The organism is Thermodesulfitimonas autotrophica (assembly GCF_003815015.1).
GTDB lineage: Bacteria > Bacillota > Desulfotomaculia > Desulfotomaculales > Ammonificaceae > Thermodesulfitimonas > Thermodesulfitimonas autotrophica.
Window position 1 is genome coordinate 466122 of the sequence record NZ_RKRE01000001.1, and the last position, 12089, is coordinate 478210.

13 protein-coding genes are annotated in these 12089 nt (G+C 62.3%); all 13 read right to left on the bottom strand.

Annotated elements, in window-relative coordinates:
* Positions 1-11: 11 nt before the first annotated feature.
* Complete coding sequence (greA, locus tag EDD75_RS02370; RefSeq protein ID WP_123927483.1) at positions 12-488, bottom strand: transcription elongation factor GreA; 477 nt, start codon at positions 486-488, stop codon at positions 12-14.
* A 198-nt stretch (positions 489-686) separates the two neighbouring features.
* Positions 687-1754, bottom strand: a complete 1068-nt coding sequence (locus tag EDD75_RS02375) for an NAD(P)H-binding protein (protein ID WP_123927486.1) — start codon at positions 1752-1754, stop codon at positions 687-689.
* 75 nt (positions 1755-1829) lie between these two features.
* Positions 1830-2801 carry a tRNA dihydrouridine synthase DusB gene (gene dusB, locus EDD75_RS02380; RefSeq protein WP_123927489.1) on the bottom strand — a complete coding sequence of 324 codons (972 nt, stop codon included), beginning with the start codon at positions 2799-2801 and terminating at the stop codon, positions 1830-1832.
* Positions 2779-3549, bottom strand: a complete 771-nt coding sequence (locus EDD75_RS02385; RefSeq protein WP_123927492.1) for a type III pantothenate kinase — start codon at positions 3547-3549, stop codon at positions 2779-2781. Before EDD75_RS02385 ends, dusB begins: the two co-directional genes overlap by 23 nt.
* Positions 3550-3619: 70 nt before the next feature.
* Complete coding sequence (locus EDD75_RS02390; RefSeq protein ID WP_123927495.1) at positions 3620-4627, bottom strand: biotin--[acetyl-CoA-carboxylase] ligase; 1008 nt, start codon at positions 4625-4627, stop codon at positions 3620-3622.
* Positions 4628-4632: 5 nt separating this feature from the next.
* A complete protein-coding gene (gene nadC, locus EDD75_RS02395) occupies positions 4633-5481 on the bottom strand; it encodes a carboxylating nicotinate-nucleotide diphosphorylase (protein WP_211328048.1) in 849 nt (282 codons plus the stop codon).
* Between the two features lie 4 nt (positions 5482-5485).
* Positions 5486-7069: an L-aspartate oxidase gene (nadB, locus tag EDD75_RS02400; protein ID WP_123927498.1), complete on the bottom strand. Its 1584-nt coding sequence runs from the start codon at positions 7067-7069 to the stop codon at positions 5486-5488.
* Between the two features lie 11 nt (positions 7070-7080).
* Entirely contained in the window at positions 7081-8001 is a 921-nt protein-coding gene (gene nadA / locus EDD75_RS02405; protein ID WP_123927501.1) for a quinolinate synthase NadA, read from the bottom strand.
* A gap of 73 nt (positions 8002-8074) precedes the next feature.
* Positions 8075-8443, bottom strand: a complete 369-nt coding sequence (gene panD / locus EDD75_RS02410; RefSeq protein WP_425451639.1) for an aspartate 1-decarboxylase — start codon at positions 8441-8443, stop codon at positions 8075-8077.
* 13 nt (positions 8444-8456) lie between these two features.
* On the bottom strand, positions 8457-9317 hold the full coding sequence (gene panC / locus EDD75_RS02415) for a pantoate--beta-alanine ligase (protein ID WP_123927508.1): 861 nt from the start codon (positions 9315-9317) through the stop codon (positions 8457-8459).
* Positions 9318-9402: 85 nt separating this feature from the next.
* Positions 9403-10257: a 3-methyl-2-oxobutanoate hydroxymethyltransferase gene (panB, locus tag EDD75_RS02420; RefSeq protein ID WP_123927511.1), complete on the bottom strand. Its 855-nt coding sequence runs from the start codon at positions 10255-10257 to the stop codon at positions 9403-9405.
* A gap of 2 nt (positions 10258-10259) precedes the next feature.
* Entirely contained in the window at positions 10260-11120 is an 861-nt protein-coding gene (locus EDD75_RS02425; protein WP_211328049.1) for a Rossmann-like and DUF2520 domain-containing protein, read from the bottom strand.
* Between the two features lie 206 nt (positions 11121-11326).
* Positions 11327-12061 carry an N-acetylmuramoyl-L-alanine amidase gene (locus EDD75_RS02430; RefSeq protein WP_123927514.1) on the bottom strand — a complete coding sequence of 245 codons (735 nt, stop codon included), beginning with the start codon at positions 12059-12061 and terminating at the stop codon, positions 11327-11329.
* Positions 12062-12089 lie beyond the last annotated feature (28 nt).

Genomic DNA, 12089 nt, shown 5'->3' on the forward strand with positions numbered 1-12089 from the left:
TTCCCCTGCCCTCAGCGCGTGATGTCGCGAATCATAAACTTCAGCCGCCCGGCGGGAACCTCCACATCGACTACCGCCCCCTTGGGCTGCCCGAGCAATGCCCGCCCCACCGGCGACTCGTTGGAGATCCGCAAGGCCGCGGGATCGGCCTCCGCCGAACCGACGATGGTGTAACGGTACTCCTTGCCGTCGCTAAGGTCCTGTAACAACACGGTAGAGCCGATGCCCACCACGTCCGTGCCGACCTCCGCAGCGTCTATGACGCGCGCGTTCCGCAGCATCTTTTCAAGGGTGATGATCTGCCCCTCGATGAAGGCCTGTTCGTTTTTCGCGTCCTCGTACTCCGAATTGTCGGTTATATCGCCAAACTCAATCGCCTGCTTGATCCGCTCCGCCACCTCCCGACGCCGGACAGACTTCAGATTGGCCAGCTCCTCTTCGAGTCGCCGCAGTCCCTCGGTGGTCAGAATGACTTCCTTTTCTTTCAACCACAATCTCTCCTTAAAAATTTTAATTCGGGAGGCTCCGTCCCTGATACAATAACAATTATGCGCCACGGCGCTTCTTATTCGGGATAGCGGCAACCGCCTATAATAAAGACTTTGCACTGTGCAGATGAAACCGCACAGTGCCCCCTGAACCTTTGGCCATCATTATAAGGAGCGCCAGACCTCCTGTCAAGCCTCCTATTTTCGGCGCGCCGCCGCCTTTATTTTTTCAATGGCCGCCGCATCCAGTGCGCGCTCAAAACTCCGGAAGCCGGCGAGCTTGAACCCGTGCTTTTTGGCGAGTGCCGCTATTTCCTCCACCTTTTCCGTGCTCAGTTCCCGGCCCAACGTGAAAGATTCGTAGCGACGCTCCAGCGCCAGGATCATCGTCTCCGCCATACAGGCGTAGGCGGTCTTCGGCGGAAAGCCGAAATCCAAATGGAAATCAACGTCTCCAGGAACCGCCACCACGCCGCCCTCGATAACCAGTACGTCTGGCCGCTCCACGGCCACGCGCCGGGAGACGTCGCGCGGCCGCGCCACGTCACAGACTACCGCACCGGGCTTCAGGTATTCGGGCTCGATCACTGTATCCACCGCGCTGGTTACCGTGATAACGACGTCTGCCTCCCGCAAGGCCTGCACAATATCCGTAGTAATCTTTGCGGCCCGACCCGTCCGGTAAAGGATACGGTCGGCCACCAATTCTAATTTCCCTTCGTCCCGGCCCACCAGGGTCAGGTCCCGCGCTTCGCGCGCCAGAAGTTCGGCGCAGACCCGGCCAATCGCGCCCGTAGCGCCGACGACCACCACTGTTGCCGTGGCCAGGTCATGGCCCATCAAGCGCGCCGCTTCCCTGGTTCCCTCAACCGCCGTCGCCACCGTGTAGCTGTTACCGGTGGTAACGGGAATCCGCAGGCGCCTGGCGATGCTCACGCCCGCATCGCCCACCACTTTCGTGAAGGCGCCCAGCCCCAGGATCTTCGCGCCTAATTCTTCGGCCAGCCGCCCCGCCCGGACGATCTTCTCCGTCACGTAGGCAGCGGGGAGGCTCATGATCTGCCGCGCGGTGAGGGGACAGGAGACAAACCAGCCCTCCGCCTCCGCGTAAGGCGAGCGGATCCCGGTAATGTGGGCGACTTTGAGCGGCGGCAGAAGTTTTATCGCCCGCTCTACCAATGCGGCCGGCAAAAACCGCGTAAAAGGAAATTTCCGGGCCACGTCCCTCACGTCGAGCGGGTGAATGACAAAGGCGAAACGTTCCATCAAGCTACCTCCGCGGCAATCGGCTCAGCCTCGCAGGAATAAAAACACCTTAAAACATCTTAGCAGGAGTTTCCCTCAGGAACAAGTCAAAAACTCCACCAGAAGCAACTTTATCTCTGCCGCGCTTTCCGCCCGGTAAAGCGACTCCCGCAACCGCGCGGCGCCCGGTAAGCCCCGCGTGTACCAGTCGGCCTGGCGCTTCATCTTGACTAGCGCCCGCGCCCCCTCAAAACGCTCTAAAAGCGAGCAGTGTTTGAGTGCTGTTGCCACCCGCTCTTCCGGTCCCGGCGGCGGCAAAAGCCGCTTCTCTTGCAGGAATTTCTGGCAGGCGGTAAACAACCACGGATTACCCCGGGCCGCCCGCCCGATCATCACCGCATCACAGCCGGTGGTAGCAAAAAGCTGGGCCGCGTCCTCGGCTGAGCGCACATCACCGTTGCCGATGACCGGTACCGCCACCGCCCGCTTCACCGCCGCGATGATGCCCCAATCGGCCCTTCCGGAAAAAAACTGGCTGCGGTACCGCCCGTGGACAATTACCGCATCCGCGCCAGCGGCCACTACCGCCTCAGCCACCATAACGGCGTCGGGCGAATGCTCGTCCCAGCCCCGCCGCATCTTTACCGTTACCGGTACCGCCACCGCCTTCTTGACCGCGGCGACAAGAGCGGCGGCACGCTCCGGCCTTAGCATCAGTGCCGCACCGGCGCCGCTCCCCACTACCCTATCTACCGGACACCCCATGTTAATGTCGATCGCCGCAGCCCCAGCGCCCGCCGCCAACGCCGCGGCCACCGCCATCTCCTCCGGTTCAGCCCCGAAGAGCTGCACCACCGTCCTATCTTCGCCTCTTAGATCAAGAAGTTCCTCTGTTAGCGCAGGATTTCTAGCCAGCGCGGCGGCAGCAATCATTTCGGTCCACGCCAGCCGGGCCCCATGGTCGCAGGCAATCACCCGAAAGGCTTTATCACTGACTCCGGCCATCGGCGCACTCACTACGGGAAAACCCGCACCGAGGAGGGCGCTAAACCTGCTGGTTGCGCTCATAAATCAGGCGGAGGCCGGTAAGAGTGAGATACGGGTCGATTTTTTGAATCGTCCGGCTCTCCCGGGCAACAAGGTCCGCCAGTCCACCTGTAGCTACTACCCGCGCCTCTTCCTTGAGTTCTGCCCGGATGCGGCAGACGATCTCGTCCACCAGCCCGACAAAGCCAAAAACAATTCCGGCCTGCATGCTGTGCACGGTGTTCCGGCCGATAACCGTTGGCGGCGGAACGAGGTCCACCCGCGGTAACTTGGCCGCCCGGCTGAAAAGTGCTTCGCAAGAGATGCCCACTCCGGGCGCAATAACGCCGCCTATGTATTCTCCTTTGGCGGAGACAACGTCGAAGGTGGTTGCCGTGCCAAAGTCAACCACGATAAGCGGCCCCCCGTACAGCGCGTAACCGGCAGCAGCGTTCACTACGCGGTCGGCCCCTACTTCCCGCGGGTTCTCGGTCTTCACCGGAACGCCCGTGCGGGTCCCCGGCCCCACCCAGAAGGTCTGCCGCCCGAAATAACGCCAGCAGGCCTTCTCAACCGCAGGATTGAGTGGCGGCACCACCGAACAGGCCACAATGCCGGTTACTTCTGCGGGAGTCAGCGCCTCTTCGCGGAGGAACTGCCGGAGTAGCAGACCCATTTCGTCAGCGGTCTGCTCTCGCCTAGTTGCGAGGCGCCAGGCCGCCGCAAGCTCCTCGCCCCGGAAGACACCGACTGAGATGTTGGTGTTACCGATATCTATCACCAGCAGCATTCTGTTTCCTCCCTGCCGGCTCCACTCGCGGCGGCCGGAGGATTTCCGCAGCCGCCGTACCAAATTTTCCTTACGCTTCAGCCTTATCCTCGTCTGGCCTTAAGGTCTGCCGCGGCTTCTGCTTGAAAGTAACCTCGCCCCCCACGAAGCGCCGTTTCGTCCCGTCCGGAGAGACGAGGACGAGACGCCCTTCGGCGTCAACCCCGGCAACCGTGCCCCGGGCTACACTGCCGCCGCAGCAGATTTCCACTTCGCGCCCCAGGAGGCAAAGGCGGCGCTCGTAGTCCTCCCGGAAGGGAGCAAACCCTTCCCGGCACCAGCAGCTGTAGTACCGCTCAGCGGCGGCAAGAATGGCTGACAGGAGCTGCGGGCGGCTCAGCGCCTCCCCAGCAATCTTTTGGAGTGAAGTCGCCGTCTTTTCGAGCGGCGCGGGAAAGGAGGTTATATTTACGTTAAGCCCGATGCCCGCAACAACAAAGTGCACTGCCTCCGCCTCCGCCCCGAGTTCCACCAGGATACCCCCGACCTTTTTTCCTTGGTACACAATGTCGTTCGGCCACTTCACTTCGACTGACGGAAGCGGAAAAGCCGCGACTCCGTCGGTAACGGCCAGCGAGAGCAAAACCGGCAGACTCTGTGTCGCCGCCGGCGAAACGGGTGGGCGGAGGACGAGAGAAAACCAGAGGCCGCCGGGAGGAGAGTGCCACGCCCGGCCCAGCCGGCCCCGACCGCCGGTCTGCTCCTCAGCGACAACCAGCGCACCCTCCGGAGCACCCTGGCGGGCAAGCTCTTTGGCGACATCATTCGTGGAGGAAACTACGGGGTAGAAATGGTAGGGCCGGCCAAACTTCCCCCGCACCAAGGGCGAAAAAAGCGGCGGGTATAACGCGTCGGGCACCTTTAAGAGCCGGTAACCGCGCCGGGGACTCCCCGCGATTTCGTAACCCTCGTCCCGCAACGCCTCGATATGCTTCCAGACCGCGCACCGGGAAACGCCGAGAGCGCCACTCAGTTCCGCTCCGGACACGAAGTCCGCAGCCGCAAGCAACCGGGCCAGCAGCTTCTCGCGCAACGACACAACCGCTAACGGACCTCCACGATCTCCAGCGAAATATCGAGGGCGCGCGCCGAGTGGGTGAGCGCCCCTGCGGAAATAAAATCCACGCCGGTTGCCGCTACCTCCCGGACATTCTCCTCCGTAATCCCGCCGGAGGCCTCAACCAGCGCCCGCCCGCCGATGCGCCGGACGGCCTCCCGCATCGCCGCCACCGGCATATTATCCAGCATAATGATGTCGGCCCCCGCGGCAAGCGCCTCTTCAACCTCGTCCAGGCTTTGGACCTCCACCTCGACCTTTAAGGTATGGGGGGCACGCGCCCGCGCGCGCGCCACCGCCTCCCTTATGCCGCCGGCAGCCCGGATATGGTTGTCCTTAATCAGGATACCGTCAAAAAGCCCAAACCGGTGGTTCCGCCCGCCGCCGGCCCGCACCGCGTACTTTTCGAGCGCGCGTAAGCCCGGCGTGGTCTTCCGCGTATCGAGAACCACCGCGCGTAGCCCTTCAACCGCCGCAACCAGCCGTCTTGTCCGGGTAGCAATGCCCGAAAGGTGGCGCACAAAATTCAGCGCCACCCGCTCCCCCGTCAGGATCGTCCTCGCCCGCCCCGCAACCACGGCGAGTACGGCTCCCGCCTTAACGGCACTGCCCTCCGCAACCTCTGCCCAAAACTCGGTCTCCGGGTCGAGCCGCCTGAAAACCCGCCCCGCCACCGGAAGGCCCGCAACGACTCCCTCTTCCTTAGCAATGAATTCGGCCCGCGCCCAGAGTGTCTCCGGGACGACGCTCTCCGTAGTGATATCGCCGGGACCGAGATCTTCCCGCAAGGCCATATCGATAAGCCGGTCAAGCCCGGCAACTAACGCGCCGTCCAAGCTCCTACACCTGCCGCCGCAGGATGATGTGTTTCCGCCAGCGCGGTTTGCTTTCGGGATAATCGGTGCGGTAATGCCCGCCGCGCGACTCCGTCCGCATCAGCGCCGCCTCGGCAATCAGTTCGGCCACGTCAAACATGTTCCGGAACTCCATCGCTTCGGGCGTCCGAACCTCCCGGCCCCGCAGCCACTCCCACTCCTCGAAACGCCGCAATATGGCCTCCAGCCCGGCAGCCGTGCGGACAGGGCCGACATGTTCCTGCATGAGTGACTGCAGTTCGGTGCGCAACGCGGCGATATCGGCGCCCGTCAGAGGCTCCAGCCCCTCACCCGCCGCGTGGTTTTCCACCGGCTCCGGTAAAAAGAAACGTGCGTGTTCGACAATCATCCCGCCAAAAACAAGGCCGTCGAGAAGGGAGTTGGAAGCCAAACGGTTGGCGCCGTGAACCCCGGCGCAGGCCGTCTCGCCGCAGGCATAAAGTCCTTTAATATTTGTTTCCCCGTGAATGCCTGTCTTAACCCCACCCATAAAATAATGGGCCGCCGGCGCGACAGGAATGAGGTCCCGGGCCAAATCAAGCCCGTAACTTTTAAGCCGCTGCGTAATCGTCGGAAAACGCTCCCGCACCTTCTCCGGGTCGAGATGGGCAAGACTCAGGTAAACGCTCTCACTACCGTCCGCTGCCAGTTCCTTCAGAATCGCGCGCACCACAACGTCGCGCGGCGCCAACTCGGCCAGGGGGTGGTAACGGGGCATAAAACGTTCGCCACGAGAATTTAAAAGGAGCCCGCCTTCCCCGCGAACGGCCTCCGAGATTAAGAAGCGGGGGGCGCCCTTTAAATTGAGCACCGTGGGGTGAAACTGGATGAACTCCATATCCATGACTTCCGCGCCAGCCCGGTAGGCAAGCGCTATACCGTCGCCGGTTACTACCGGGGGATTAGTGGTATCCCGGTAGACCTGCCCGGCACCGCCGGTGGCCACAACCACAATACGGGAGCGAAAGACCCGGAGTTTACCGGCAGTGCTATCCCAGACAAGGACCCCCCAGCAGACACCGCGGGAAACCAACAGATCGACCACAAAGTGGCCCTCAAGCACCTTGATGCGGGGGTTCGCGCGCACCGCCGCAGAGAGAACGCGCTGGATTTCGGCGCCAGTCGCGTCACCCGCCGCGTGCAGGATGCGCCGCCGGGTGTGTGCTCCCTCCCGGGTGAGGTCCAGCCGGCCGTTAGCCCGGTCAAAACGAGCGCCAAGCTCGATCAATTCCTCGATTCTTGCAGGGCCTTCCGTTACCAGAATCTTCACCGCGTCCGGGTCGCAGAGGTCGGCTCCGGCCTTGAGCGTATCTTCGTAGTGCAGGACCGGTGAATCGCTGGGGCCTACTGCCGCCGCTATCCCTCCCTGAGCCCGCTCCGTAGCCGTATCGTCTATACCGCGCTTCGTCAGCACAACAACATCGCCCCAAAAGCGGCTCGCCGTGTGCGCCGCGTACAAGCCGGCGATACCGCTGCCAAGGACGAGAAAACCGCATTCAACCGCGTCAAGTTCGCGGGTGTCAAAGTTTAAGAGGTAGCGCCCCATCATCCTACCCGCTCCTATCCCAGCGCGAGCATCCGTTCTACCGCCTGCACGGCCCGTTCTCTAACATCTTCCGGCACTGTCACCCGGGGTGCCAGGTCACGGAGCGCCCGGTAAACCTTATCGAGCGTTGTCCGCTTCATATTCGGGCAGACCAGCCGCGGGGAGGCCAGGTGAAACTTTTTCTCCGGGTTCTGCCTCCGGAGCTGGTGCAAAAGTCCTTCTTCCGTCACGACAATAAACTCGCGGGCTGCGCTATCAAGGGCGTAACGGAGCATTCCGGAGGTGCTGGCCACCTTATCGGCAAGGGCAAGGACCTCTGGCCGGCACTCAGGATGCGCGATGACCTCGGCCGCAGGATGTTCCTGCTTCGCCCTGAGAATATCCTCGGCCCGCATCTGGTCGTGGATAGGGCAGTAACCATCCCAAAAAATAATCTTGCGGTCGGGGTTCTGCGCCGCCGCATACAGCCCGAGATTGCGGTCGGGGACGAAAAGGATGTCCTTTTCTGGGGGCAGGCTCCGCACCACTCTGGCAGCATTGGCCGACGTGCAAACAATGTCGCTCTCCGCCTTAACCGCCGCCGTTGTGTTTACGTAGGCCACCACAACCGGCCCGCGCAACTCTGCCTTGCGCGCCCGCAACGCCTCGGGAGTGATCATCTCGGCCAGCGGGCAACCTGCCCTTGGATCGGGGATAAGGACCACTTTTTCCGGGGAGAGGATGGCTGCCGTTTCCGCCATGAAGTGGACGCCGCAGAAGACCAGGACTTTGGCCGCGGTTGTCGCCGCCCGCCGGGATAATTCCAGTGAGTCACCGATAAAGTCGGCGATATCCTGGATCTCCGGCCGCTGGTAGTAGTGGCTCAGGATCAGCGCATCGCGCTCCTCCTTCAGCCGCCTGATTGCCGCGCTCAGCTCCGCACCGGTTTCTCCCATTAGAACCTCTCCGAACCATCCGGGCCCAAGTTAACCTTAATTGTAGCGGGACCGGCCCCTTCTGTCAATACGGTTAGCAGGGACCCCAGACCTCTTCGCGCTTCACTTCCACCGCGCGGTTATTCTCGTCTACAACCACTATCCGCGGGCGGAAGCCCCTTGCCTCCTGATAAGGAACAAGGGCGTAGGCGATGATAATTATCTTGTCTCCTGGCTCGCCCAGACGGGCCGCCGCACCGTTGAGCGCAACGATCCCGGACTCCCGCGGTCCGGCGATGGTGTAGGTTTCCAGACGCGCCCCGTTATTGATGTTCACCACCTGGACCTTCTCACCCGGCAGAATATCGGCCGCCTCCAAGAGCGCTTCGTCAATGGTGATGCTCCCTACATAATTCAGGTTCGTTTCCCTAACTGTTGCCCGGTGGATCTTGCCGCGCAACATCGTAAGCAACACTCTACTTCACCTCTACCAGTACGTTATCAATCAACCGCGCCCGGCCAAAGCGCGCCGCAACCGCAATCAGAACCGCTCCCGCTTCAATCTTCGTGACCGGTTTAAGACCGGGCCAGCTCACCACCTCGGCGTAGTCAAGCTGCGCCAGCGGCTCGCTGCCTATTTCCCGGACAAGCAGTTCCTTAAGCTTGGCCGCATCCCTTTCCCCTGCCAGGATCGCCCTCTCCGCTAATTTAAGGCTCCGGTAGAGCACCGGCGCCGCCCGCCTCTCTTCAGGGCTCAGGTAAGTATTGCGGGAACTCACGGCGAGACCGTCATCCTCCCGCACCGTGGGGTGAGCTTTAACCTGTACCGGGAAGTTCAAGTCCTCCACCATCCGGCGGATGACCACCACCTGCTGCGCATCCTTCATTCCGAAGTAAGCCACATCCGGCTGCACGATATTAAAGAGTTTGGCCACCACCGTCGCCACGCCCCGGAAATGGCCGGGACGCGAGCGCCCGCACAAAACATCCGTTACGCCCCCGCCCACCTCTACGGTGGTCGCAAACCCCTCCGGGTACATTGCCGCCACCGCCGGAACGAAGAGCGCATCAGTCCCGGCAGCGCGACAAAGCTCCTTATCCCGCTCCAGATCCCGCGGGTATTCCCGGTAGTCCTCCCGCGGGCCGAACTGGAGCGGGTTGACAAAAATGCTCACCACCAGGAGATCAACCGCCGGATCCGCTTTCGCCGCTTTCATCAGCGCCACGTGACCCTGGTGCAGAAAACCCATCGTCGGGACGAAGCCCACCCGCTTGCCCTGGGCCCGCATCTGGGCCAGGTAGCCCCGCAAGGCCGCAATATCTTCGAAAACTTGCACTGGTAAGCCCCCTTTTTACGCCGTAAACTTAAAGATCCCGCACCGCGTTGGGTACAGGCCTTTCTGGCGCCACGCAGCAACCCAATTAAGGCTTCTCTTTGGCGGCATAAAACTGGGCCAGCTCTTCCGGAGGCATCGTAAAGCTGTGCTCCGGACCGGGAAATTGGCGGCGCTGCACCTCTTCCCGAAAGGCAGCAAGCGCGCGCATAACCTCGTCCACCAGGTTCGCATAACGCTTGGCGAACTTCGGCGCAAAGCCGCCGTAGAGCCCGAGCAGGTCGTGGGTCACCAATACCTGGCCGTCACAGTCTACCCCCGCACCGATGCCGATTGTGGGCACCGGCACGTTTTCGGTAATGTAACGCGCCACTTCTGCAGGAACACACTCGAGCACAATCGCAAAGGCGCCGGCTTCGGCCAGGCTGAAGGCGTCCTCTACCAGGCGCTGCGCCGCAGCCGCCTGGCGTCCCTGAACCCGGTAGCCGCCAAGCTGGTGCACGTACTGCGGGGTTAGCCCAATATGCCCCATGACCGGGATACCGCTCGTCACGATCGCCTTCACCGTCGCTGCAAACTCCCGTCCGCCCTCGAGTTTCACCGCCTGCGCTCCCGCCTCTTTCAGGAAACGTCCCGCATTGCGTACCGCCTCCTCCCGCGAAGCCTGGTAGGAGAGAAACGGCATATCGCCGATAACCATTGCCCGCGAAACGGCCCGCGCTACCGCCCTTGTATGGTGCAGCATTTCCTCCATGGTAACCGGAAGGGTCGACGGGTAACCGAGAATGACGTTGCCCACCGAATCCCCAACCAGAATCGCGTCAATACCCGCTTCGTCCACCAGCCGCGCCGTGGGGAAGTCGTAAGCGGTCAGCATGGTAACCGGACGTTTTTCCTCTTTCCAGCGTCGAAAATCGGCCGTTGTAACCCGCTCCTTACTCAACCCTACTTCACCTCGCCGAAGATTTTTTTCAGTACCGCTGCGTCTTCCTCCCTTAGGCCTTTCTCTGCTGCCAGGTCCACCGTATAGAGCCCGAGTAGCCGGTAAAATTCCCACTCTGCAGCCGTCATCGCCTCCTTGTGTCGCCGGATGGTCTCAACATCGCCGCGCGCGATAGGGCCCGTCAACCCCGCCACTGGCCCAACCGCCCCTACATTCTGTAAGGTGCCCTGAATTAAAGGAAGAAAAGCCGGGAAGATTTTCTCCTCCGGGAACCCCGCCCGCCTGGCCAGCGCCAGAAAGAAATCCAGAAGGGTGACAAGGTAATTCGAAGCCACGCAGGCCGCCGCATGGTAGAGCGGCTTTGCCTCCGGCGCAATCGCGAAAAACTCCCCGCCTAAATCATCAACCAGCCGCCGCGCCAATGGCAGCGCCGCCGCATCGCCTTCAAAGGTGAAGCAGGATCCCGGAAGCCGGGTCACCGCGAGTTCGGGCGAGGCGAAAGATTGTAGCGGGTGCAGGGAAAAGATGACCGCCCCGGCCCGGCGCGCCGGTTCGAGAATCGCTGCCGGTAGCGCCCCGCTGGCGTGTCCCACAAACTGCCCGGGGCGGAACCCGCCGCCCGCAAAGATTTCCGCCGCCACCGCGCCGATAAGTCCGTCCGGCGTGGTAATCCAGACCAGGTCGCCTTCCCGCGCCGCCGCCGCGTTCGCAAGCACCCGCGCCCCCGTCTTTTCCGCCAGTCGCGCCGCTGCAGCAGGGGTCCGGCTCGCCACGGCTACCACCGGGTAACCCTTCTCCTGCAACCGCAGGGCAAAGGCCGTGCCGACCTTCCCCGCGCCGATTACCGCCACTTTTGGTAGCAAGACCGTCACCCCCTGAAAAACAAAAACCTCCCGGACCCGGTGTCCGAAAGGCGAAAGCTGCCTACCTCCCGTCTCGGTCCGCAGCGGCTCCAAGCGGTTATGTCCGGCCAAAACAGAAAACGGTGCGGCTCTAATCTGATGCCGCCCTTAACAAAAACCCCTTAAGCTCCCTATATTTTAGCACAGGGCCGTAGCGCTGGCAACCGTTACGGCTTCAAATACACAACGATCGTTTTCGTCTCCTGATTCCACTCGACCGTACCCCCGCTTGCCGCGACGAAAGGCCGTAACTCCACCCAGGTCCGGCCTTCAATGACCTGCAGGGGCACACCGGTAACGGCCCGGTTATCGATTACCAGGCGCGGCGCAGCAGGCGCTGGCGCCAGCACGAGGCCATAGTGGACAGCTACCGCCCGCGCGAGGGCCTTGGCCGCCCGCTCCTGAAAGCCGGGGTCTGATAGAAGCTTCTCTTCCCGCGGGTTGCTGATAAAGGCAAGTTCCGTTAGGACCGCCGGCATTGCCGTGTGGCGCAGGACGTAAAATCCGGCCGTTTTCACGCCCCGGTCGCGTAAGCCCAATTCCCTCACTAACTCCGCCTGGATGAGCCGCGCAACCTCAGCAGCCTTTCCCATCTGCCGGAACGAGTAGGTCTCAATCCCGCCCGCTTCGGGCGTGGGGGCGCTGTTGCAGTGGATGCTCAGATAAAGGTCGGCTTGCCCGCGGTTGGCTATCTCGACCCGCGCCGCCAGGTCCCGCCCCACTTCCGGCAGCCAACTGACCCGGTCGCTTGCCCGGGTGAAAAATACCTCGGCCCCACTCTCCTGCAGGTAAAAGCCAGCCCTGAGAGCCACCGCCAGCGTTACGTCCTTTTCCTTCAGCCCGCCTGGGCCAACCGCCCCTGGATCATAACCGCCGTGGCCTGGATCGAGGCACACCCGCATCCGCCCTCACTCCCCTAATGGTGACCAG